This window comes from Burkholderia puraquae, assembly GCF_002099195.1.
GTDB lineage: Bacteria > Pseudomonadota > Gammaproteobacteria > Burkholderiales > Burkholderiaceae > Burkholderia > Burkholderia puraquae.
This window is the reverse complement of the sequence record NZ_NBYX01000010.1, coordinates 119,786-143,539: the sequence shown is the minus strand read 5'-3', so window position 1 is coordinate 143,539 and position 23,754 is coordinate 119,786. Positions and strand designations below refer to the sequence as shown.

Annotated in this window: 20 protein-coding genes; 14 read left to right on the top strand and 6 right to left on the bottom strand. The window is 64.8% G+C overall.

The features are described 5' to 3' along the window. Position 1: 1 nt before the first annotated feature. From B7G54_RS20295 to B7G54_RS20265, 7 genes are all read left to right on the top strand, one after another. Entirely contained in the window at positions 2 to 1,237 is a 1,236-nt protein-coding gene (locus B7G54_RS20295; RefSeq protein ID WP_085040699.1) for a hypothetical protein, read from the top strand. Continuing rightward, positions 1,234 to 5,049: an ImcF-related family protein gene (locus B7G54_RS20290; RefSeq protein WP_085040698.1), complete on the top strand. Its 3,816-nt coding sequence runs from the start codon at positions 1,234 to 1,236 to the stop codon at positions 5,047 to 5,049. Before B7G54_RS20295 ends, B7G54_RS20290 begins: the two co-directional genes overlap by 4 nt. Before the next feature lie 8 nt (positions 5,050 to 5,057). Further along, positions 5,058 to 6,641 (top strand): type VI secretion system protein TssA, encoded by a 1,584-nt coding sequence (gene tssA / locus B7G54_RS20285; protein WP_085040697.1) that lies wholly within the window; start codon positions 5,058 to 5,060, stop codon positions 6,639 to 6,641. A 9-nt stretch (positions 6,642 to 6,650) separates the two neighbouring features. Continuing rightward, positions 6,651 to 8,465 carry a type VI secretion system baseplate subunit TssF gene (tssF, locus tag B7G54_RS20280; protein ID WP_085040696.1) on the top strand — a complete coding sequence of 605 codons (1,815 nt, stop codon included), beginning with the start codon at positions 6,651 to 6,653 and terminating at the stop codon, positions 8,463 to 8,465. After that, on the top strand, positions 8,462 to 9,586 hold the full coding sequence (gene tssG / locus B7G54_RS20275) for a type VI secretion system baseplate subunit TssG (RefSeq protein ID WP_425266508.1): 1,125 nt from the start codon (positions 8,462 to 8,464) through the stop codon (positions 9,584 to 9,586). Before tssF ends, tssG begins: the two co-directional genes overlap by 4 nt. A 13-nt stretch (positions 9,587 to 9,599) precedes the next feature. Continuing rightward, the gene (gene tssJ, locus B7G54_RS20270) at positions 9,600 to 10,130 is read left to right on the top strand and encodes a type VI secretion system lipoprotein TssJ (protein WP_085040694.1); all 531 of its coding nucleotides are present in this window, start codon (positions 9,600 to 9,602) and stop codon (positions 10,128 to 10,130) included. 188 nt (positions 10,131 to 10,318) lie between these two features. Then, entirely contained in the window at positions 10,319 to 11,509 is a 1,191-nt protein-coding gene (locus B7G54_RS20265; protein ID WP_085040693.1) for a hypothetical protein, read from the top strand. A 101-nt stretch (positions 11,510 to 11,610) separates the two neighbouring features. Here B7G54_RS20265 and catC read toward each other — a convergent pair whose 3' ends face one another. The 3 genes from catC to B7G54_RS20250 are packed head-to-tail and all read right to left on the bottom strand — an operon-like array spanning position 11,611 to position 14,013. Next, a complete protein-coding gene (gene catC / locus B7G54_RS20260; protein ID WP_085040692.1) occupies positions 11,611 to 11,901 on the bottom strand; it encodes a muconolactone Delta-isomerase in 291 nt (96 codons plus the stop codon). A 43-nt stretch (positions 11,902 to 11,944) separates the two neighbouring features. Continuing rightward, entirely contained in the window at positions 11,945 to 12,847 is a 903-nt protein-coding gene (gene catA / locus B7G54_RS20255; protein WP_085040691.1) for a catechol 1,2-dioxygenase, read from the bottom strand. A 32-nt stretch (positions 12,848 to 12,879) separates the two neighbouring features. Next, positions 12,880 to 14,013: a muconate/chloromuconate family cycloisomerase gene (locus tag B7G54_RS20250; protein WP_085040690.1), complete on the bottom strand. Its 1,134-nt coding sequence runs from the start codon at positions 14,011 to 14,013 to the stop codon at positions 12,880 to 12,882. A 91-nt stretch (positions 14,014 to 14,104) separates the two neighbouring features. Here B7G54_RS20250 and B7G54_RS20245 point away from each other — a divergent pair, with 91 nt between their 5' ends. After that, positions 14,105 to 14,995 (top strand): LysR family transcriptional regulator, encoded by an 891-nt coding sequence (locus B7G54_RS20245; protein ID WP_071332981.1) that lies wholly within the window; start codon positions 14,105 to 14,107, stop codon positions 14,993 to 14,995. A gap of 146 nt (positions 14,996 to 15,141) precedes the next feature. Here the strand turns inward: B7G54_RS20245 and andR are convergent, their stop codons facing one another. Further along, positions 15,142 to 16,101, bottom strand: coding sequence for an anthranilate 1,2-dioxygenase regulatory protein AndR (andR, locus tag B7G54_RS20240; protein ID WP_085040689.1), 960 nt, complete (start codon positions 16,099 to 16,101; stop codon positions 15,142 to 15,144). Between the two features lie 213 nt (positions 16,102 to 16,314). Between andR and andAc the strand changes: the two genes are divergently transcribed. The 5 genes from andAc (at position 16,315) to B7G54_RS20215 (ending at position 21,103) form a co-directional block, all read left to right on the top strand. Then, positions 16,315 to 17,586 carry an anthranilate 1,2-dioxygenase large subunit AndAc gene (andAc, locus tag B7G54_RS20235; RefSeq protein WP_085040688.1) on the top strand — a complete coding sequence of 424 codons (1,272 nt, stop codon included), beginning with the start codon at positions 16,315 to 16,317 and terminating at the stop codon, positions 17,584 to 17,586. Between the two features lie 17 nt (positions 17,587 to 17,603). Further along, positions 17,604 to 18,089, top strand: coding sequence for an anthranilate 1,2-dioxygenase small subunit AndAd (gene andAd / locus B7G54_RS20230; protein ID WP_059521536.1), 486 nt, complete (start codon positions 17,604 to 17,606; stop codon positions 18,087 to 18,089). A 20-nt stretch (positions 18,090 to 18,109) separates the two neighbouring features. Next, a complete protein-coding gene (gene andAb, locus B7G54_RS20225) occupies positions 18,110 to 18,436 on the top strand; it encodes an anthranilate 1,2-dioxygenase ferredoxin subunit AndAb (RefSeq protein ID WP_006479527.1) in 327 nt (108 codons plus the stop codon). Further along, a complete protein-coding gene (gene andAa, locus B7G54_RS20220) occupies positions 18,426 to 19,646 on the top strand; it encodes an anthranilate 1,2-dioxygenase system ferredoxin--NAD(+) reductase (RefSeq protein ID WP_085040687.1) in 1,221 nt (406 codons plus the stop codon). The genes andAb and andAa overlap by 11 nt, the downstream gene beginning before the upstream one ends. 170 nt (positions 19,647 to 19,816) lie before the next feature. After that, a complete protein-coding gene (locus B7G54_RS20215) occupies positions 19,817 to 21,103 on the top strand; it encodes a DUF445 domain-containing protein (protein ID WP_085040686.1) in 1,287 nt (428 codons plus the stop codon). A gap of 51 nt (positions 21,104 to 21,154) precedes the next feature. On the opposite strand, the gene B7G54_RS20210 is transcribed toward B7G54_RS20215, so the two are convergent. Both B7G54_RS20210 and B7G54_RS20205 read right to left on the bottom strand, forming a co-directional pair. After that, positions 21,155 to 21,454: an addiction module antidote protein gene (locus B7G54_RS20210; protein WP_085040685.1), complete on the bottom strand. Its 300-nt coding sequence runs from the start codon at positions 21,452 to 21,454 to the stop codon at positions 21,155 to 21,157. Between the two features lie 3 nt (positions 21,455 to 21,457). Further along, positions 21,458 to 21,775, bottom strand: coding sequence for a type II toxin-antitoxin system RelE/ParE family toxin (locus B7G54_RS20205; protein WP_106408999.1), 318 nt, complete (start codon positions 21,773 to 21,775; stop codon positions 21,458 to 21,460). Between the two features lie 309 nt (positions 21,776 to 22,084). Here B7G54_RS20205 and B7G54_RS20200 point away from each other — a divergent pair, with 309 nt between their 5' ends. Continuing rightward, complete coding sequence (locus tag B7G54_RS20200; protein WP_085040683.1) at positions 22,085 to 23,725, top strand: acetolactate synthase large subunit; 1,641 nt, start codon at positions 22,085 to 22,087, stop codon at positions 23,723 to 23,725. The last annotated feature ends 29 nt before the right edge of the window (positions 23,726 to 23,754 follow it).

Genomic DNA, 23,754 nt, shown 5'->3' with positions numbered 1-23,754 from the left:
GATGCCTGTTGATTTCAAGCGCGTGCCGCCGCGGGTCGATGTCCCACCGCCGCCTCAAGTCTCGATGATCGTCTGGGCGGTCCTGCTGGGGCTCGTCATGGCCGTGGGGGCTGGGTTGGCGATCATGCTCTGGCCGACCGTCCGTCCAACGAACACGCCAGGGTTCTGGTTCTGCGTCGCGGGTTACCCCTTTCTCGTGTGGGCTTTCTTGCTGTTCGCATGGCTAGGATACGGTTACGTCCGCCGCAATCAGGCGATTGCGACGAACCGCGTCAGCGACGACGCAGAACAATCGTGCCATGCATTAGCAAGTAGACCGTTGGCGATACTGGGTCACGCGTGGTGTTTTGCCGAGGACGATGCGGAGAACTCGCTTAACGGCATTCTGACCGGCACTGAGCTTTCGACACGGCCGAGCGGCGCAGTCGCGGATAGTGAAGTTCATGCACGTTGGCTCGACATCCCCGATCAGCCATTTCACCCCGGCAACGAACTAGCGGAGCATGCTCGCCATCACGCGGTATGTTCATGGCTGCTTGAACGCTTGATCGACGCTGTCCTGCCGCAACTCAGCGCTCTTCCGCAGCGAGCGAAGCTCCAGGTCGAACTCCATCATCAATCCAGGCTGAAATCCGACGCGGTCGAAGCCCGCATACGGGAATTGATTGCCGAACGGGTGCCGGCTTTAAAGGTGAACCTCAAGCCGGGCGAGCATGCGTCCTCGCTCTTTAGAACGGACGCCTGGCTTGATAAGTCGGACGCCAATACGGCTCACCTGCTCATTGCCGTTGAACTTCGTGACGCCATTAGTGCCGTCCTGTCAGGTGGTGTTGCAGAGGCGGGCGTAGCCCTGCTCGTGGGGCAACCACGACTTGCTTCACAGGTAAATTCCGCCGCACTGTGGTTGCATCGTCCTGCCAAAGACTCGTTCGACGCCGCCGCCCGGACGCTCGGGCTGGCTGCCCGTTGGGGGCGTGCTTCGCGCGACCGTTTGAGCACAGTGTGGGCACACGGTCTGACCGATGAAAGTGTGGGTGTAGTTCGGCAAGTCGCATCACTTTCGGAAGCGACGCGTTGGAATGTACTCGAAACGTTAGTGGGCGATTGTTCGGGCGCGGGACCGTGGCTGGCCGTCGCCCTTGCCGCAGAAAGTGCCTGTACAACGGGTGAGACGCAAATGGTGCTGTGTGGTGAAGGTAAGGATCTGATCGCCCTCGTGTGCAGAAAACAGACATGAACGACAACAAGAACGACAACAAGACGCGTCCGGCAGGCCTCTTCATTGGCATTGCCGCCGTCATCGTGTTCCTCGCGCTCGGTATCGCGGTATGGGTGGAAGGCCCTCGTTACGGATGGTCTCGAGATACCCGGATCATCGTCGAGCTTTCGCTGTGTGTGGCCATGCTGGTGGTGGTCCTGCTGGTCAAGTACTTAGAAGGGGTACTGCTGTGGATCGCGTCGTTGAGAGCTTCCCGTTGGCTTGCCCGATACGACGCCGGCCGGCGCGCAGCGTCTGTAGACCACAACGCTAAAGACCCGCTACCGGAACAAACCGACCGCGCTGCTGTGCTCCGCGATGCCTTACAGGATCGACATGGCCGGCGCTGGCGCTATCGCGAACGATGGGTGCTGATTGCCGGAGATGAGCCGCTCGTGAAGCGTCTGGCGCCGGGTCTGGTCGACACCGGTTTTGCGATTACCGGCGACACGGTCCTGCTGTACGCGAAGCAAACGAGCAGTGCGCTCGATGCCGACTGGCTCGACCAGATTCGCCGCTTGCGCCGCCGTCGTCCGGTCGACGCGGTTGTCGCGATAACGCGTAACCGCAGTGTGTCCAATGCGCCGTTTGACACCGACAATCTGTCTCAGCGGCTCGCGCGCCACGCGCGCGCGCTGCGCTGGGCCGCGCCGACCTATCTGCTCAATGTGACGGATTTCGGCAGCGACGCGTCGAGTCCCGACGAGACGAGCGGCTTCACCTGGTCCAACGCGCACGTCAGCACGGAAGCAATCGACGTGTCGTTGCGGAACCTCACCGCCAACCTGGCCGATGCTGGCGTCGCACGCCTGGCGAAGGATTCTGGAGACCGCTATCCTGCAGAGCTGTCACAGCACATTTCGAACCTTCGCAACGCATTAACAGGCTTGGTGCTGCAAACCTCGCAGTCGCGTACGTGGCGACACGCGGTCCACGGCCTCCTGTTCGCGCCGTTGTTCACGGAACGGGAACTGGCGCCGCCCGTGCCCGCCGACGCGAACGATGACGACCAACCGGTCGGCCCGTCACACCGTACGATCTGGCAAACCGTCGCTGAGCACAGCCGCAGGATTCACGGCTACCGCGTTGGCTTCTCGCTGTCGACGGTGGCCGCTTGGCTCACAGCCGGTCTGATCGGCTGCTGGATCGTCGGCACGATGCTGTCCGGATTTGCCGATCGCGCGACTTTCCGGAGCGCGGCAGACACGGTCGTGAAGCTCTCCTCCGTGCGGGACGGCGCGCAGGCCCTGCAAACCCTGAACGGCCTCGGCCGCCAGATCGATACGCTCGAAGTCCGTCAGCGCGACGGCGCTCCGTGGAGCGCCCGTTTCGGCCTGAACCGCGACCACGCGCTGCTCGGCGCCCTTTGGCCTTACTACGCCGATGCCGCCAACCGCATCCTCGTCAACCCGATCCGCCGGAAGCTCGAAGCGAGGCTGCATCAGCTGGCGTCGCTGTCCGACGCAGAAATCGCCAGTGGCGGCGATGCGCAGGTACAGGCTGCTTACGACACACTCAAGACCTACATGATGCTTGCCAAACCGGAGCGCGCCGTGGCTACGTTCCTGATACCGCAACTCGTCGCAACGTCTGCCCCTGAACACCCGACCCATTCGCAACTGTCGAAGGGCGGTTGGGAGGACCTGCGTCAGCAAGCGATCGCGTTCTTCGCCAACCACGTTGGCGATGGCGCTGCATCCGCTCAAGCCGCACTTGCGATTGCCCCGGACGGCAACCTGATTGCGTCGACCCGCCAGACGATCATCGGTGTCCGGGGCATCCAGCACTCCGGGGACGCGATCTACCAGCAGATCATCGACGAAGCCACACCGAAATACCCGCCGCTCTCGCTCGCGACGCTACTTGGCGACACGGCGTCGCAATCCTCTGCTGGCGGCGCAACGAGCCGAGGCCTGTTCGGTACGACGGCAACCGTGCCCGGCGTATTCACACGTGCTGCGTGGGACGAGCGGATCTCGAAGGCAATCGACGAAGCGGGCGAGCAACGCGATGTGGCGGGCGACTGGGTGCTGTCCGACACCCAGGTTGCCAACGCATCGCCGTCGACATTGAAGGCTGAACTGCGTCAGCGCTATTTCGACGACTACGCGCGCGCTTGGGCGCTCTTCCTCAACAGCCTGCGCTGGCAGCCTGCACCGACGCTGTCGGCCACTGCCGACCAGTTGACGCTGCTGGGCGATCCGCAGCGCTCGCCGCTCGTTGCGTTGATGAATGCGATCGTCTATCAGGCGGGCACGGGAGCCAGCGCTCAGTCGCTGTCCGACACGCTGCTCAGCAAGGCGCAGCAACTGGTTGGCGCAGACGAAAAGGATCCGTCGAAGCAGGCAAAACGTCAGCTCGCACCGCTTGCCGCCACATTCGGCCCTATCGTGCGTCTGACCGGCAGCGATCTCGTTTCAGGCGCGCCACCCGGCGGCAAGGGGAACACATCGCCGGCCGCAACCGGCGACCTGAGCCTGGCACGCTACCTCGAGCGGATCACGGCCATGCGCCTGAAGACATCGCAGATCGTCTCCAGTCCGGATCCGGACGCAATCGCGCGTCTGGCCGCTCAATCCGTGCTGCAAGGCAAGACATCCGATATTGCCGATAGCCGCGATTACGCGAGCCGTGTCGCCGCGAGTCTCGGTGAACAATGGTCCGGCTTCGGAGCACTGTTCCGCGCACCGTTCGACCAGTCCTGGCAAGTCATCGTGCAGCCGGCCGCGTCGAGCTTGAACGAAATCTGGCGTACCGCGATCCTTGCCGACTGGAACAAGACATTCGGCGGCCGCTATCCGTTCGCGGATTCCGACAACGACGCATCGCTGCCCGAGATGGCGCGCTTCATGCGGCCGGATAGCGGCGTGATCGCGCAGTTCGTGACGTCGCAGCTGGCCGGTGTCGTCGAACGGCAGGGCGACCGATGGGTCGCTTCGCAAGGTACCGATTCCGGCGCATTGACGATCGATCCGGTGTTCCTCAACGGGTTGAACAAGCTCATGCGTACGTCGACGGTCCTGTTCCCGTCGGGTGACGCACGTGTGCGTTACGAACTGCGGGCCGAGCCGACGCCGGGCGTCACCGATATGAGATTCGTGCTGTCCGGCCGCGAACTGCATTACTTCAACCAGAAGCAGGAATGGACACCGTTCGAATGGCCGGGGCAGTCGCTCGAGAACCTGTCGCATATTGAATGGCAGACGGAGCAAGGTGGGTTGCGCACCGCACTCGATTCGCAGGGGCGCTTCGGTCTCGTTCGGTTGCTGGAGCGCGCGAAGGTCGTACAGCAGGACAACGCACGCTATTTGCTGACCTGGACGCCAGACACGAGTCAGGGTATCTCGCTCAAGGTGCAATTGCGCAGCGAAGCCGGCGGCGGTCCGCTCGACGTTCTCCAGTTGCGGAATTTCGTGTTGCCGGCACGTATTTTCGTGACGGGATCGGCAAATGCCGGAGTTCGGGTATCGGCAAGCGGCCCGCCGCCGCTGCCGATGTCGGCGATCGAGGCCGCGAAGCATGTAGCCGTGCCATTGCCACCGGGGCTTCCGGGCGAAGGCGCCTTGCCGGACACGGTCGTGCAGGCGACGACGGACCAGGCATCCGGTCAGCGTACCGCGCTCGAACTTGCTCAGGCGAAAGCGCAGGCCACAGAGCGTGGAGCGGCGCAACAAACGGCCGCAGCGAAGGCCACAATTTCGCCCTTGGCGACCACGTCGGGACTTTCCGAATCCTCCTCCCGTCCGTTCGGACACGCCCTCAGCCTGTTGGGCGACGCATTCGTTTTTTGAGATCTGCCATGACGCTTGCCAATTTTGTGAAGACACTCGTCGGCGGTCCCCGTATCGATTCGCTCCAGCGGGCACGGACGGATACCTGGGCCAGATGGGTTGCACCGATACCGGGTGAGCATGCATACGGACGCGATCCCGGCTACGAAGACGCGTTCTTCGAACTGAAGGACGAAGCCGGCAAGCTGTCGGGAATCGATGACGGGTTGATCATTCGCGCATGCGAACACCTGCTCAAGGAGACCGGCAAGGATTTGCGGCTCGCCGGCTACTACGCGTTCGCACGCCTGCGGCAGGACGGCACGGCCGGGTTTGCCGACGGACTTGAGCTGGCCGCTGCGCTCGTCGACCGGTATGGCGAAGAGGCTTTGCCCGTCCGTCACGAAGCCAAGAAGGCCGCGCTTGAAATGCTGGCGACTGCGCGCGTGCTCGAAACGCTGGAGAGTCGTGGCGACTTCGTGCCGGTCGATCTCGAACGCACGTTGGCCGCGCTCGACGTGCTCGTGATGCATACGGCCGCGTGGCCCGATGCGGCTCGTCCAAATTTGCAGCCGCTCGTTTCTCGCTTCGAGAAAAAGGAGGCGCCGGCGCGCGGCGTCGATTCCGGCATGGCGATGCCGGCAGCGACTGCGCCGGGCAAAACGTCTGCGGGCTCGATTGCGTCCACACGTGACCTGCTCGATCAAGCGCGCGCGATGTCGGCATGGCTTCGCGATCAGGAAAATGGCTACTTGCCGTCGGTGCGCGTCGTAAGAAGCGTCCGGTGGGATACCTTGCACGACGTTCCGCCCGCAGATACGGCGTCGCACACGCGTCTGGCACCGCCACGTGCGGAGTTGCGCCAGCAGATGAAACGTCTTGTGCTGCAGAAGCATTGGCACGAGTTGCTGGAGCGTGTGGAAGGTGCGTTCATGGAAGGCGTGAATCACCTATGGTTCGATCTTCAGTACTTCCAGCATGTGGCGCTCGATCACGCCGGTACGCCGTACAGCGCGTGGCGGGAATTGCTGCGCGCCGACTTCGCGCTGTTTCTCGAACGATTGCCGGGTATCGAACGGCTGGCGTTCAACGACGGTACGCCATTTGCCGACGACACGACACTCGAATGGATTGCTCGCCATGCGGTCGTACGCGACCTGGAAGCGGGCGAGACGATTGCGTCATTGCCGGTCTCGGCGGATAGCGAAAGCGATTCAACCGGCGACTGGCCGGAGATCGAAGTCCAGGCTCGCGAACTGGCTACCCGTGAGGGTATCGAGGCGGCTTTCGCGTGGCTCGAAGGGCTGCCCGGCATGAAAACCGATCGACATCGCTACTTGCAGCGGTTCGTGATGGCCCGGTTGGCCGATCATGCCGGCCGTCACGATGCGGCGTTCGCACTGCTCGCCGAACTCGACGGAACGTCCCGCTCACTGCCGCTGATGCGCTGGGAGCCGGCGCTGACGTTCGAGGTCAAGCATCAACTGGTCAAGGCATTGAAAGCGATGAGCAGCCGCAAGGATGCCGACAAGCCGGCACTCGCCCGCCGCATCGGCGAGCTGCATGCGGAACTCGCGGTACTCGATCCCGCACGCGCATTGACCCTTTCGTAACGGATTCCCATGGACAACAACGATCCCATCCTGCGCTACTACGAAGCGGAAATGCGTTACCTGCGCGAGTCCGGCAAGGAATTCGCGAAGGCACACCCCGACCGGGCGCGCCTGCTCAATCTGGACCGCGTCGGCGATCGCGATCCGTACGTCGAACGTCTTTTCGAGGGTTTTGCCTTCCTGACGGGCCGGCTCCGGCAGAAACTCGACGACGAATTGCCCGAGCTGACCGAAGGGCTCGTCAGCCTGCTGTGGCCGCACTATCTGCGGATGATTCCGTCGCTGTCGATCGTCGAGCTGACGCCGTTCGCGGAGAAGCTGCAGAAAACCGAAGTCGTGCCGGCCGGGGTGCCCGTGCGGTCCGCGCCCATCAATGTGCCGTCGCCGGGTGGGACAGAAGGCGTGACGCCGCGCACGGTGCAATGTCTGTACCGGACGACGCAGGCCGTGGCGCTGCAGCCGGTGTCGATCACGCATGCAGGGCCTGCCGTACGTCACGACGGTCGCTCGGTGATCCGCCTCGGCTTTTTGCTGCAAGGATCGGCGCTGCGCAGCGAAACGGACCTGTCGCGGCTGCGGTTGCATCTGAACGCGGATCTGCCGACCGCATTCGCGATGCATCTTGCGCTGACGCGTCAGGTCGATGCGATTGACTGGCGCGTTCCGGAAGTGCGTGACGGCGAACCGGTGCCGCTCGCCGGCGTGACGATCGAGCCGGCCGGTTTTTCGATGGAAGAGCGGCTCTGGCCCAAGGCCGATGCGGCGTTCTCGGGATATCAACTGCTGCTCGAATACTTCACGTTCCGCGAGAAATTCCTGTTCGTCGATCTGTGCGGGCTCGATATATCGACGCTTCCCGAAAAATCGACTCGCTTCGAGCTGGAGATCCTCCTGAAGGACGCGTATCCGTCTGACCACCGTTTCAACGCGGAGAACGTTCGGTTGTTCTGTTCGCCGGTCATCAACCTGTTCGAACTGGATGCCGAGCCGATCGAAATCGACCACCACGAAACCGAATATCGCGTGGTACCGGCCGGCCATCAGGGCGAGCATGTCGAGACGTATTCGGTCGACGCAATCGCGACGTTCGATCACGACTCGGCCGAGCGATACGAATACGTGCCGTTCGCGACGTTCCGGCACCGCGGCGGCATGCTGCGGCACGAAGCGCCGGAGCGCTATTTCCACACACGCGTGCGTTCGGGCGTATCGGGGCTGCACGAAATGTGGGTGGTGCTCGGCGGGCATGCGTGGGAGACGATGGATACGCTGCCTGAGGAAAGCCTGTCGCTGCGTGTGACGGGCACGAACGGGTTGCTGCCGCGCAAGGGGCTGCGCGAAGCGAGCCTCGACGAGCTGGCGGCCAGCACGCCGAACGTTGCAAGCGTGCGCAATCTCGTGTCGCCGACGTTGCCGCTGTATCCGCCGACAGAAGATCGCTTCCAGTGGCGCGTGCTGTCGCATCTCGCGCCGAATTTCCTGTCGATGATGAACGCGGAGGTGTTGCGCGGTGCGTTGGCGCTATACGACTGGACGCACGAGGAACTGAACCGGCGGCGGCTCGCCGGCATCCTGCATGTGTCGCAGGAAATGATCGAGGAGGTGTCGGGCGGGGCGGTCGAGCGCGGCGTGCTCATTGAAGTCACGCTCGATGCACATGCATTCTCCGGTGAGGGCGACGTGATGCTGTTCGGCGAACTGTTGCACCGGTTCTTCGGCGCCTATGCGGAGATCAATCTGTTCACGAAGCTGGCGATCGTCAGCCTGCCGTCCCGCTCGCGGACGGAGTGGCCGCGCAGCAAGGCTCAGCGGGCGCCGCTATGAGTCTTTCGATCGACCGGATGAGTGCTGAAGCCGGTGAGCCGAAAAGCCGGCCGGCAGTGGCAGTGAAGTTGTTCGAGCGGGCGCCGAAGATGACATTCATGCAGTTTTGTCGTCTGCTGGAGGCATGTGCGCCCGAACGCCCCGGCCTCGGTACACGTGATACGCCGGAGCATGAGCCGGTGCGGTTCCGGCCGCGTCCCCGGTTAGGTTTTCCGGCGGGCGAGGTGGCCGAAGTGGAGTTCGACGACGCGCACCTCGATGCGTCGCCGACCGTGCGCACGACCTTCATGGGTCTCTATGGCGTCGATGCGGCCATGCCGTCGCACATGATCGACGAGATCGTGTTGCGGGAGGAGGGGCATGAGGCGGTCGAGGCTTTTCTCGATCCGTTCAATCACCGGATGGCGACGCTGCTTTATCGCGCTTGGAAAAAGTATCGTTATCCGGAGCGCTTCCGGGCCGGCGGTGTCGACGAATATTCGCAAAGCCTGTTGTGTCTGGCGGGATTCGGGTGGGGTGACAAGCCTTCGCGGGCGGGCTTGCCGGACTCGCGGATGCTTGCGTTGCTGGGGCTGTTGATTCAGCGTACGCGCACGTCGGAAGGGCTGGCCGGTGTGGTGGCGCTTGCCGCACCGGGAGCCGATGTTCGTGTCGACGAGTTTTGGGCGGTGACGACGAGTACTGGTCGACCGACACCGTTGACGTCGACGAAGCCGGATGCCGGCGTGTTGTCGAACGGGCAGCGCAAAGGGCTTGGTGGCGGTTATGTGCTCGGCAGGCGGCTTGCGTATCGCAGCCGGGCGGTGCGCTTGACGTTGCGGCCAGTTGACGCGAAGCAGGCCCAGGATCTGTTACCGGGTGCGTGGCTGCATCGAGAGGTGATGGCATTTATCCAGCTGTATGTCGGCATCAAGGCTGACGTGCATGTGCGGATGAAAGTGTCGACACGGTTCGTGCCACATCCGACCGTCGGCGTCGAACGCGCCGATCCCGCGCCGCGTCTCGGCTGGACGACAGTGTTGCCTTCAGTCGATGAACGCCTGATCGATATCGCGCTCGGTGTGTACGAGGCGTTTCCCGCGCCGCAACCCAACCCGCATTTCGCGCCGCACGCAACCTGATTCCGGAGTTTCCATGTTCTATCGAGTAAGTGCGGCCACCGCAGCCGCCGTATTGCTGCTGTCGGGGTGTGGTGCCTGGCAGTCCGTGTCGGATGCGTCGTCTAGTGCCTACCGCGCCGTGTTTTTCAAGCAAGTGAAGGTGCTCAATGTCGACCTCAATGCACGCGCCGCATTGAACCCGGACGACGCGGGGCGGGCTACATCGGTTGCCGTTCGCATCTACCAGTTGAAGGATCGCAAGTTGTTCGATGCAGCACCGTATGACGATCTGTTGAAGAACGATCGAACTGTGCTCGCTCAGGATCTGCAGGCAGACATGTCGACCGTCGTGAGCCCAGGGGCGTCGGCAAGTTTGTCCCAGCCGATGCGCGCCGATACCCGGTACGTTGCGATCGTCGCTTTCTATCGTGTTCCGGATCGCGGTGGCGACTGGAAGCGTGTCATCGAGGCGAAGAAGCTCAATGCCGACAAGCCGCTCCGGCTCGAACTGTCGACGAGCGGGCTGGCGGGGAACCAGATTGGTGGAGAGCGCACCAGTCAATAGCCGGTGGAGCGTAGTCGTGATGGGGGCAACGAACGAGGAATCTGACGGCGCGGACGCGCGCAAGCAGGTCACGAGCATATCGACACGTTTGGCCAAATGAAGTAGTTTCCGGTGACCGACACGATTCGTCTGCACAATAGGCCAGCACGGCCTGCGCAGCGAATCGGTCTCGACGGAGAACAACAACGATGACTTCCGAACAACCGGGCCAGGCAGAACCGATCGATGACAACCGCGCCGTCCTGCTGATCGAACTCGAAGCCGGCGGCTATCTGACGGAGGAGCAGGCGGCGCGCGTCACCCAGCGTCTGAGGGACGCACCGGCCGAGCTTCCCGATACCGATTCCGCGCGCAAAATGCTCGACTGGCTGATCGCCGAGGGCTACACGACAGCGGAAGCCGAGGCGAAAGCCACGCATGACCTGCTGGACGGCCGCTACGCGAGCGGCAACGCGAAAATCGTTCTGATGACGGTGCTGGAGGAGATCGATCCGCCCCGGTTCGAACAGCGTCGGAACGAAACGGTCGCATCGATGCAGCGCGAGCAAAAGAAGAGGCAGATGCTGATCGGCTTCGGCGGCCTGGCTGCCGCGCTCGCGGTGGGCGCCTACCTGTTGTGGCCCGCATCGGCGCCCGCGTGCGGCGCTTCGAGCACCGTCAAGGCGTTGAATTCGCTGTTGTTCGACGCGCGCAGGGACATGATGCGCAAGAACCCGATGCAGATGCTCGAGCAGGGCAGCAAGTCGTTTCCGCACGTCAGCAACCCCCGCGAAGTCGGCTACGACGAGGCCAATCGCGCGCGCGGCTGCCTGGTGGACGTGAGTATCGCCGACGAGCACGCGACGATCGGCTATGTGGTCCGGCACGACGACAAGGACAAGAGCGCCTTTGTCGTGCAGATGTTTCCGCCCGAATACGTGATGGTTCGCTACAGTGCGCAGGGCCTCGATCCGAAGCTCGGCGCACCGCTCGGCCGCGAAGTCATCAGCTCGGCTTTCATGGCGGGCATCGCGCAGCTCGACAAGGATGTGTCGGCGCGCTCGCCGAGCTACGGCAAGCCGATGCACGGCGACGACGAGCCGGCGACGCTGACGAGCAGCGTGCTCGGCGTCATGCCTGCCGCCGACTGCAAGCAGATCGACGGCGATCATGTGTCGTGTCCGTTGCTGATCGATTATCGCGACCGGCTGCTCGGCGCGATCGGCGCGCCGTCGATGTTGCAGTTGAAGGGCGATTTCACGTTCGTCAAGGATGGCAGCGGCTGGAAAACCGCCGACGATTTCGACAAGACGCTGATGCAGGCGATCGTCGCGCGACGCGTCGCGAAGGTATATGGCGACGAAGTCGCCGACAAGATGGATGCGCCGAAGCAGAAGTAGGCCGCGCGGCACCCCGATCCACTGCGGCGGATGACAAAATGAAACGGGCGGCCCGCGAGGCAATCGCAGGCCGCCCGTCTTGTCAGCGCTTGACCGCTTGCTTAGCGATCGTCTTCGCGGATCGAAGAAGGATGCCGGCACAGCGCCCGCACTTCCATCTCCATATACGGAAACAACGGCAGCTGGCTCAGCAGGTCATGCAACTGCTGCACGCTTTCGACATCGAAAATACTGACGTTCGCATACTGCCCGGCAATCCGCCACAGATGCCGCCAGGTTCCTTCGTTCATCAGCCGCTGGCACATCGCCTTTTCTTCCGCCTTCAGCGTGGCCGCCTTGACCGGATCCATGTCGGTCGGCAGACGGACGGTCATTTCCACATGAAACAGCATCCTGCACTCCTTGCGTTATCGGTTCGTCGAATCGGAAGGCCGCTCACGCCTGCGCGCGGGCTCGCTCGACTTCGCTTCCCGGCACGTCCTGCTTTTCCTTGAGCAGCGAGAAATCGAAGTCGATCAGCGCGAACTGCCCGTCGACGCCATATGGCTTGCCTTCCGCGCCTTCGGCCTGCTTCACTGCCGGGATCAGCCCTTCGCGCGTCGCGAATGCGAAGTCGTCCCACAGATGCGGATCGCCATCGATGTTGATCTGCGTCGTCAGCTTACGATAACCGTCCGCCGAAACGAAGAAGTGAATGTGTGCCGGACGATGGCCGTGGCGGCCGAGCTGGTCGAGCAGTTGTTCGGTCTTGCCGCCCGGCGGCACGCTGTAGCCGACCGGCAGCACGCTGCGGAAGCTGTAGCGGCCTTCGGCGTCGGTGCGGATCGAACGGCGCAGATTGAACGCGGGCTGCGACGGATCGAAGTACGAGTAGTTGCCGAGATGATTCGCGTGCCATACCTCGACCAGTGCGTTCGCGACCGGCGCACCGTCGTGGCCGAGCACCTGGCCGCGCATGACGAGCGTCTGGCCCGGGTCGGTGCCATCGTCGAGTCGTGCATGCCCCAGCGATTCCGGTGCGCCCGCCACATACAGCGGCCCTTCGATCGTGCGCGGCGTGCCGCCCTGGATGCCGGCCTTCGCTTCGGCTTCGTCCATCCGCACGTCGAGGAAGTGCTCGAGGCCGAGACCGGCGGCGATCAGGCCGAGTTCCTTGCCGGCTTCGTTCAGGTAGTTGAGCGCCGTCCAGAATTCGCTCGGCTGCACGTCGAAGTCCTCGATCGTGTAGCAGATGTCCTTCACGATCCGGTTGACGATCGCGCGCACGCGCGGGTTGCCCGGCTTCTCGGCGGCGTCGTCGAAGGTCTTCAGCAGTGCGTCGATGGCTTGCTTGTTCATCTGTGTCTCCGGTTTCGGTAGTCGTGTGGGGATCAGCGGGCGTCGCGTCGCATCCGTTCGATGCGGGCCCAGTCGAAGGTGATGCCGAGGCCGGGCGCAGCCGGCAGGTGCAGCTTGAAATCCTCGTAGCGCAGCGGCTCGACGAGGATTTCCTCGGTGAGCAGCAGCGGGCCGAACAGCTCGGTGCCCCATTTCAGCGAGTCGAACGTGCTGAACAGTTGCGCGGACGCCATCGTGCCGGCCGCACCCTCCAGCATCGTGCCGCCGTACAGTTCGATACCGGCCGCCGCCGCGATCGACGCAACGCTCGCCGCGCCCTGCAGGCCGCCCGATTGCGCGATCTTCACCGCGAACACGTCGGCCGCGCGGTCCTGCGCGAGCGCGAACGCATCGACGGGGCCGTGCAGCGCCTCGTCGGCCATGATCGGCACCTGCGCGAGTTGCGTGAGGCGCTTCAGCCCCGCGCGGTTGGTCGCGGCGATCGGCTGCTCGACGAGGCTTACGCCGGCTTCCGCAAGGCGTGCGCCGGCCCAGATCGCGTCGGTTTCGCTCCAGGCCTGGTTCACGTCGACACGCACGTCGCCGCGCTCGCCGAGCGCGCGCTTGATCGCGATCACGTGCGCGACGTCGTCGGCCACCGCGTTCGAGCCGATCTTCAGCTTGAACGCACGATGGCGGCGTGCGTCGAGCATCGCTTCTGCTTCAGCGATGTCGCGCTGCGTGTCGCCGCTCGCGAGCGTCCATGCGACGTCCACCGCATCGGTTCGGCGGCCGCCAAACAGCTCGGACAGCGGTACGCCGAGGCGGCGTGCCTGCGCGTCGAACAGCGCGGTCTCGACCGCGCATTTCGCGAAACGGTTGCCCTGGAACAGCTTGCGGGCGCGCGCCATCGCGGCGCCCGGACGTGTCGCGTCCATGCCCTGAAGCAGCGGCGCGAAGTAGGTGTCGATGTTGACCTTGATACTTTCGGGGCTCTCCTCGCCGTATGCGAGGCCGCCGATGGTGGTCGCTTCGCCGACGCCTTCGATACCGTCCGTGCATCGAACACGAACTAGCACGAGGGTCTGGCAATTCATCGTCGCGACCGATAATTTGTGGGGCCGGATCGTCGGCACGTCGACGAGGAGCGTCTCGATGCGTTCGATGGTGGCGGCAGTTGCTATCATGCGATTCCTCCTGTTGGTGCACATGGTAGGAATTCCCGCCCCGCGTCGTCCAACACTCTTTCCGACTACTTCCATACCTTTGAGGCATGAAATGGAATTGCGTCAGCTCCGTTACTTCATCGCCGTCGCCGAGGAAATGAACATCACGCGGGCGGCCGAGCGGTTGCACATGACGCAGCCGCCGCTCAGCCGCCAGCTCCAGGCGATCGAGGACGAGATCGGGCTGCCGCTGTTCGAGCGCGGCGCGCGGCCGCTGAAACTGACGGATGCGGGGCGCGTGTTCTATGCGCAGGCGAAGCGCCTCGTCGACCAGGCCGACGAGCTCGGCCCGCTGACGCGCCGGCTTGCGCAGCTGTCGGAGCGGATCGTGATCGGCTTCGTGCCGTCGACGCTGTACGGTGCGCTGCCGGACGTGATCCGCGCGTTTCGCGAGGCGCAGCCGGACGTCGAGCTGTCGCTGATCGAAATGTTTACGCTCGAACAACTCGGCGCGCTGAAGGGCGGGCGGATCGACGTGGGCTTCGGCCGGCTGCGTTTCGACGATGACCAACTGGTGCGCGAGGCGCTGATCGAGGAAAAGCTGATCGCGGCGCTGCCGGTCGGGCATCCGCTCGCCGATCCGGCCCGGCCGCTGACGCTCGCGGATATCGCGAACGAGACGCTGATCGTCTATCCGAGCACGCCGCGGCCGAGCTTCGCCGATCAGCAGCTGTCCGCGCTGCGCGACGGCGCGCTGGTGCCGGCGGCCGTCCACGAGGTGCGCGAGCTGCAGACGGCACTCGGGCTCGTGGCCGCGCAGGTGGGGGTGTCGCTGGTGCCGGAAAGCGTGGAGGGCGTGCGGGTGAAGGGGGTGGTCTACCGGCGGTTGCCGGAGCCGGCCGCGACGTCGCCGATCATCATGAGCCGCCGGCTGCACGGCGAAAGCGCCGCCACGGCTGCGTTTTGCGCAATTGCGCGGGAGATGATCGTGCCGGCGGCGTGACGATCGTCATTACCGCTTCAAATCGCAACTAACGGTCTGTTTCGACCCATGCAGGCAAATGCGGGGAGGGCATCGCGGTCTCAGGGCGTTCCGGGCAAACCGGAGGCCGGCCGTGCAAGCCGCCGGGCGCGCAAGCGTACGCTGCGTTAGCGCTTCCCGTCGAGCGTCTCCGACGGCGATTCGCCGAACTTTTCCCGGTACGCGATCGCGAACCGGCCGAGGTGCGTAAACCCGCAATCGAGTGCCACATCGGCGATCCGGCGGGCGGACGTCGCACCGCGCAGCAGCTCACGCGCATGGTCGAGCCGCGTCGCGCGCAGGTATTGCATCGGGCTCGTCCCGCGGAACTGCAGGAACGCGTCGCGCAGCGTCCGTTCCGGCACGTTGGCGGCCTGGACGATATCGGCGAGCTGCAGCGGCAGCGCATAGTGCGCGTTCACGAACTCCTGCGCGCGCCGCACGAAGCCCGGCGCCGGGTCGCGGTGCGATGCCTGCAGCACGGACGGCGGGTGGCCATCGATCAGCAGGTCGATCAGCAGGTGCTCGAGCTGCGACGCGACGCGCGGGTTCGCGTTTGCGCGTTCGAGCAGTTCGGGCGAGCGTGCGACGAGCATCAGTTGCTGGCGCCACGCGGCGAGCGCAGCGTCGCTGACGTGCAGTACCGGATCGAGCGTGGCGCGCGGGTCGCCCGTCAGTGAGCCGACGGTCGCCGCGTCGATGCGCAGCACGAACTGCTCGCAATCGGCGGACAGCATCGCGTCGAAGGGCTCCCCGGGCGCGCACAGCACGCCGGTCTGGCCGTCGACGCCGAGTTGCCGCCCCATTGCGCGCACCTCGGCCTGGCCCGACAGGCAAAACATCAGCAGGTAGTAGCCATCGACCGCGTCGACCTGCACGCGCATCGCATCGCCGAATGCGATCGTGCCGATCCCGAGCCCGCCGAGCCTGACGAAATCCATGTGCGACGCGCCATGCGTGCGGCCGTTCGGCAGCAGCGCATGCGGCTGCATCACGCGCGAGATCCGCTCGCGCGTCTCGTCGAGATCGCGGGATTCGAACAGCCGGTGCGCGCGCAGCGCGAGCGGCTCGAACGACGTTGGGGACATGGGCATCAGCCTTGGTGTAGACGGCCTGCGCTTCGATCCGATCAATGGGTCGCGATCGTGCGCCGGGTCGTGTGTGCTGCCATGCTAGCGCAGAAATCCGCCGAAAGTGGATATTGCGCCGCCGCAATCGCACTTTCCGGATAGACGGGGAATATTAGCTTTTCAAAAATCGGCTCCATGCATTCAACGAAACGAATCGACAAGGAGTCCGACATGGAGCAGACAGAATCGCCCGTCGTTTTCGCCGCGCGCGACGACGCATCCGACGTGACCTTTCCGCACGAAGACGGCTCGCGCGTGCCGTACAAGGTGTTCAGCTCGCGCGCGGTCTACGATCGCGAGCAGGAGCGCATCTTCCGCGGCCCGACGTGGAACTTCGTCGCACTGGAAGCGGAGATCCCGAACGCCGGCGATTTCAAGAGCACGTTCGTCGGCGATACGCCGGTGGTCGTCACGCGCACCGAGGACGGCGCGCTTTCCGCGTGGGTGAACCGCTGCGCGCACCGCGGCGCGCAGGTGTGCCGCAAGTCGCGCGGCAACGCAAGTTCGCACACGTGCGTCTATCACCAGTGGAGCTTCGACAACGCGGGCAACCTGCTCGGCGTGCCGTTCCGGCGCGGCCAGAAGGGGATGACCGGGATGCCGGCCGACTTCGACCCGAAGCAGCACGGGCTGCGCAAGCTGCGCGTCGACAGCTATCGCGGGCTCGTGTTCGCGACGTTCAGCGACGAGGTTGCGCCGCTGCCCGACTATCTCGGCGAGCAGATGCGCCCGTGGATCGACCGGATCTTCCACAAGCCGATCGAGTATCTCGGCTGCACGCGCCAGTATTCGAAGTCGAACTGGAAGCTGTACATGGAGAACGTGAAGGACCCGTATCACGCGAGCATGCTGCACCTGTTCCATACGACCTTCAATATCTTCCGCGTCGGGATGAAGGCGCGCTCGATTCCGGATGCGAATCACGGGCTGCACAGCATCATCACGGTGACGAAGACGGGTGACGATACGTCGGCCGCATACAAGCAGCAGAACATCCGTTCGTTCGACGAAGGCTTCCATCTGGAAGACGAATCGATTCTCGATCTCGTGTCGGAATACGACGAGGATTGCACGAACCATATCCAGCCGATCTTCCCGCAGCTCGTGATCCAGCAGATCCACAACACGCTGGTCGCGCGCCAGATCCTGCCGAAAGGCCCGGATAACTTCGAACTGATCTTCCACTTCTTCGGCTACGCGGACGATACGCCCGAACTGCGCGCGCTGCGCATCAAGCAGGCGAACCTCGTCGGGCCCGCCGGCTATATCTCGATGGAGGACACGGAGGCGACCGAGCTCGTGCAGCGCGGCACGGTGCGCGACGGCGACGCGACGTCGGTGATCGAGATGTCGCGCGGCAATCCGAACCAGCAGGACACGGTGATCACCGAAAGCCTGATCCGCAAGTTCTGGGTCGGTTATCAGAAGCTGATGGGCTATTGAAGCGGGAGCACGGAACGATGGAAAACCTGACGGAAGACATGAAGACGTGGTTCGAGATTTACATGCTCCAGAACCGCTATATCGGGCACCTCGACAACAACCGGCTCGAAGCATGGCCGACGATGTTTACCGAGGACTGCACGTACGAAATCGTGCCGAAGGAAAATGCCGACCTCGGGCTGCCGGTCGGGATCGTCCACTGCACGAACCAGCGGATGCTGCGCGACCGCGTGGTGTCGCTGCGGCACGCGAACATCTACGAAGAACACACGTACCGGCACATGACGTCGGGCCTGACGATCGTCGCCGAACGCGACGGCGAGATCGACACCGAGAGCAACTACGTCGTCGTGCAGACGCGCAGCAACGGCGAGTCGAACGTGTACCAGGCCGGCAAGTACTACGACACGGTCGTGCGCACGCCGGACGGGCTGCGCTACAAGACCAAGCGGGTGATCTACGACACGTCGCGCGTGCAGACGCTGCTCGCCACCCCGATCTGATACGGAAGCAAGGAACAGACATGACCGAAGCAACGCTCGCCGAGTGGCATCCGCTCGGCGCTTTCGACGAATTCTCCGAAGACGAACCGGCGGCGCGCGTCGCCGGCCAGAAGCCGATCGCCGTGTTCCGGATCGGCGACGAACTGTTCGCGATGCACGACCTCTGCACGCACGGCCACGCGCGGCTGTCCGAAGGCTATGTGGAAGACGGCTGCGTCGAATGCCCGCTGCACCAGGGGCTGATCGACATTCGCACCGGCGCGCCGAAATGCGCGCCGATCACGGAGCCGGTGCGGACCTATCCGATCCGGATCGTCGACGGGCAGGTGGAAGTCAATGTCGGCTGATCCGTTCGTGATCGTCGGCGCAGGCCACGCGGCGCGACGCACGGCCGAAGCGCTGCGCGAGCGCGACGCCGCGGCGCGCATCGTGATGATCGGCGCGGAACGCGAGCTGCCGTACGACCGGCCCGCGCTGTCCAAGGATGCGCTGCTGAGCGACGGCGGCGAGCAGCGTGCGTTCGTGCGCGATGCCGCGTGGTATGACGCGCAGCGCATCGAGCTGCGGCTCGGCACGCGTGTCGACGCGATCGAGCGCGATGCGCAGCGCGTGCGGCTCGACGACGGCACGACGCTGCCTTATGCGCGGCTCGTGCTCGCGACGGGCTCGCGGGTGCGCACGTTCGGCGGCACGATCGACGAAGGCGTCATGCCGCATTACGTCCGCACGGTCGCCGATGCGCGTGCGTTGCGCGCGCAGCTTTCGCCGGGCCGCCGCGTGGCGGTGCTCGGCGGCGGTTTCATCGGGCTTGAAGTCGCGGCCGCCGCGCGCCAGCTCGGTTGCGACGTGACGGTGATCGATCCCGCCCCGTGCCTGCTGCAGCGTGCGTTGCCGGAAGTGGTCGGCACGTACGCGCGCCGGTTGCACGATGCACGCGGCGTGGTTTTTCAGATGGCGACGCTGCCGCGCGCGATCCGCCGCGCACCGGGTGGCGGCGCGATCGTCGAGACCGACGGTGGCGACGTGCCGGCCGACATTATCGTGGTCGGCATCGGCGTCGTGCCCAACGTCGAACTCGCGCAGGCGGCGGGGCTCGAGGTCGACAACGGGATACGCGCCGACGCGGGCTGCCGCACGATCGATCCCGCGATCTTCGCGGCGGGCGAGGTGACGATGCACTTCAATCCGCTGCTCGGGCGCCACGTGCGGATCGAGTCGTGGCAGGTGGCCGAGAACCAGCCGGCCGTCGCGGCCGCGAACGTGCTCGGCGCCGACGAGGCTTATGCGGAGCTGCCGTGGCTGTGGTCCGATCAGTACGACTGCAACCTGCAGATGCTCGGGCTGTTCGGCAGCGAGCGCACGATCGTCGTGCGCGGCGATCCGGCGAACGGGCCGTTCACGGTGTTCGGGCTGGGTGACGACGGCAGGATCGCGGCAGTGGCCGCGGCGAACCTGGGGCGCGACATCGGCGCATCGCGCCGGCTGATCGCGGCGGGGGCGGTGCCCGATCCGGTGAGGCTCGCCGATCCGGCGGTGAACCTGAAGACGTTGATGTAGCTGGGGCACGGTCGTCCGGCCCGGCATGCGGTGACGATGCCGGCTGGCGCCGTGCGCGATCCGCCGGTCGGATCCGGCGGGGTGCGGCTCGCGCGATGGGCGCCGCAATGTTTGTCGGCAGCACCGCAACCGGTGCATATTAGCGGCATCGTTCGCCCGACCGGTTGCCCATGACGCCAGACAAAGCCCTCGAACTGAAACGCAGCAAGCGCCGCGCGCTGTGGCTGCTGCTGGCCGCCGTCGCGGTGTTCGTCGCGACGATCCTGCTGCCGCGCGGCCCGTGGGTCGACGGCTTCAAGGCCGTGGCCGAAGCCGCGATGGTCGGCGCACTCGCCGACTGGTTCGCGGTCGTCGCGCTGTTCCGCCGCGTGCCGATCCCGTTCGTGTCGCGCCATACCGAGATCATCCCGAAGAACAAGGACAAGATCGCCGACAACCTCGCGGTGTTCGTGCGCGAGAAGTTCCTCGGCCCCGACGCGCTCGCCGCACAGATTCGCCAGCACGATCCCGCGCAGAAACTCGGCGCGTGGCTCGGCGAGCCGGCGAATACCGATGCGCTCGGCGGCTATGTGACGAAGCTGATGAGTTTCGCGCTCGACATGACCGACGACGCGCGGATCCAGTCGTTCGTCCACGATGCGTTTCGCGCGGTGATCGACCGGGTCGACCTGTCGCAATCGGCCGGCGCGATCCTCGATACGCTGACGAAGGACGGCCGCCACCAGGCGCTGCTCGACGATGCGATCGAACAGGTGGTGGACGTGCTCGACAAGGAGGAAAACCGCGAGGTGATCGCGGGCTTCATCGTCGAATGGCTGAAGACGCAGTACCCGAAGGTCGAGAAGATCATGCCGACGCAGTGGTTCGGCGAGAACGGCGCGCGGATGCTCGCGAGCGCGGTGAGTCGCGTGCTGGAAGGCGTGGCGGCCGATCCCGAGCACGAGCTGCGGCAGCGCTTCGACCGGACGGTCGTGCGGCTGACCGAGCGGTTGAAGCACGATCCCGCGTTCATCGAAAAGGGCGAGGAGATCAAGCGCTATATTCGCGACGGCGCTGCGTTCAATGAGTACGTGCGCGACTTGTGGGACCAGTTGCGCGTGTGGCTGAAGGCCGATCTCGCGCGCCCCGATTCGGCGCTGCACCGGCAGGCCGCGATGCTCGGCGGCTGGCTCGGTGCGCGGCTGGCGGAGAGCCCGGCATTGCGCGCATCGCTGAACGAGCATGTCGAAAAGGCGGTGCACGAAATGGCGCCGGATTTCGCGGATTTCCTGATGCGCCACATCCGCGACACGGTGCGCAACTGGGATGCGCGTGAAATGTCGCGGCAGATCGAGCTGAACATCGGCAAGGACCTGCAGTACATCCGCATCAACGGCACGCTGGTCGGCGGGCTGATCGGGCTCGGGTTGTACCTGGTGTCGCTGGTGCCGCATTGGGCCGGCGGATGGCTGCATTGACGTGGCCATTGCGGCCATCGCGCACCTGGCGCGCCTGCGCGCGCCGGCGAATCACGCTTGCGCCTTCGCGCCGTGCAGTTGCAGGCCGAGCGCCCTGATCACTTTCAGGATCGTGCCGAAGCTCGGATTGCCGTCGTGCGACAGCGCCTTGTACAGCCCTTCGCGCGACAGGCCCGCGTCGCGCGCGACCTGCGACATGCCGCGCGCACGGGCGATCACGCCGAGCGCATGCGCGATGAAGGCCGGGTCGTCGCCGCCTTCCTGCAGACAGGCCTCGAAGTAGTCGGCCATGTCGTCGTCGGTTTTCAGGTGTTCGGCCGAATCCCACGGCTGGGTCTTGATCTTGTCCATCGATCACTCCAGGTCGAGCCGCGCGAGCATCGCGTGCGCGGCGCGGATGTCCGCCTGTTGCGTTGACTTGTCGCCGCCGCAGAGCAGGATCACCCATATCGTTCCGCGCCTGACGTAGGAGACGCGATAGCCGGGCCCGTGATCGATGCGCATTTCGACGACGGGGGAGCCGGCGGATTTCCCGTCGCCCGGATTGCCCATCGACAGACGGTCGATGCGCGCCTGGATGCGTCGCCGGGCGACGCGATCCTGCAGGCCGGCAAACCACGCGTCGAAGACGTCAGTGGTCCGGATACTGAATGTAGGTGCACTGTATGGCATGGATCGCAGTATGTCAACCATGGTTCACAGATTCGATGAATGGAATTCGGTTGCCCCTACAGTAGGGCCGCGCGCGCCGTTTGACGTCGAATTGGCCGTCAGGCCGACCCTGGCCATTCGGTCGAAGTCGGGATTGCGCGAATCCGTCTACAATCAAAAACGTCCTTGTCGACCGCGCGTGCTTGCCGCGCGCGTGCCGTGTCGTGGTTTGTGTCCAGTAGGTAAAGCGTCCGCGTGCCGTAGGCCGGCGCGCGTTCTGAACGTCGCGCGCCCGTAAGCCGGGCAGGCGGCATCAACCGAGAGTCCCCCATGAAAGCATCGGATCTGTTCGTGAAGGCGCTGGAAGCCGAAGGCGTCGAGTACGTGTTCGGCATTCCCGGCGAGGAAAACCTCGATCTGCTCGAATCGCTGCGGCGATCGAAGATCAAGCTCGTGCTGACCCGGCACGAGCAGGCGGCCGGCTTCATGGCCGCCACCTACGGCCGCCTGACGGGCCGCACCGGCGTATGTCTCGCGACGCTCGGGCCGGGTGCGACCAACTTCGTGACGGCCGCCGCGTACGCGCAGCTCGGCGGCATGCCGATGCTGATGATCACCGGGCAGAAGCCGATCAAGTCCAGCAAGCAGGGCCACTTCCAGATCGTCGACGTGGTCGACATGATGCAGCCGCTCACGAAGTTCACGCGGCAGATCGTGTCGATCGGCAACATCCCGTCGGCCGTGCGCGAGGCGTTTCGCCGCGCGGAGGAGGAGCGCCCGGGCGCCGCGCACCTCGAACTGCCGGAAGACATCGCGCACGAAGAGGGCGACGGCAAGCCGATCCCGCGCAGCTACAGCCGGCGGCCGGTGGCCGAGGAGAAGGCGGTTGCGCATGCGGTCGACGCGATCCAGGCCGCGCGCCATCCGCTGCTGATGATCGGCGCGGGCGGCAACCGCAAGACCACCTGCAAGATGCTGCTCGAATTCGTCGACAAGACGGGCATCCCGTTCTTCACGACGCAGATGGGCAAGGGCGTGATCGACGAGACGCACCCGCTGTGGCTCGGCAACGCGACGCTGTCCGATGGCGATTTCGTGCACCGCGCGATCGAGCATGCCGACTGCATCATCAACGTCGGCCACGACGTGATCGAGAAGCCGCCGTTCTTCATGCGTACCGACGACAAGACCGTGATCCACGTGAACTTCCTCGGCGCGCAGGTCGACCCGGTCTACTTCCCGCAGATCGAGGTGGTCGGCGACATCGCGAACGCGGTGTGGCAGATGAAGGAGGCGCTCGCGCCGCAGCCGCACTGGGATTTCGCGCGCTTCGCGATGATCAAGGAGCATTTCGATGCCCATCTGGAGAAGGGCCAGCACGATCCGCGCTTCCCGATGTACCCGGTGCGCATCGTCAACGATCTGTACAACGCGCTGCCGGCCGACGGCATCGTCTGTCTCGACAACGGGATGTACAAGATCTGGTTCGCGCGCTACTGGCGTGCGCACGAGCCGAACTCGCTGCTGCTCGACAACGCGCTGGCGTCGATGGGCGCGGGGCTGCCGTCCGCGATCGCGACCAGGATCGTGCATCCGCAGCGCAAGGTGATCGCCGTGTGCGGCGACGGCGGCTTCATGATGAATTCGCAGGAGCTCGAAACCGCCGTGCGGCTGAAGCTCGACCTCGTCGTGATGATCCTGCGCGACGACGCCTTCGGGATGATCCGCTGGAAGCAGGAGAACATGAACTTCCCCGATTTCGCGATGACGCTGCAGAACCCCGATTTCGTCGCGTATGCGCAAAGCTACGGCGCGCACGGGCATCGCGTCGAATCGGCCGACGATCTCGAGCCGCTGCTGCGCGAGTGCTTCTCGTCGCCGGGCGTGCACGTGATCGACGTGCCGATCGACTACTCGGACAACGAGCGCGTGCTGAACCGCGAGATCAAGCGCCTGTCGGCGCAACTCTGAATGTCCCGTTCACAGGAAGGAGGCGTTCC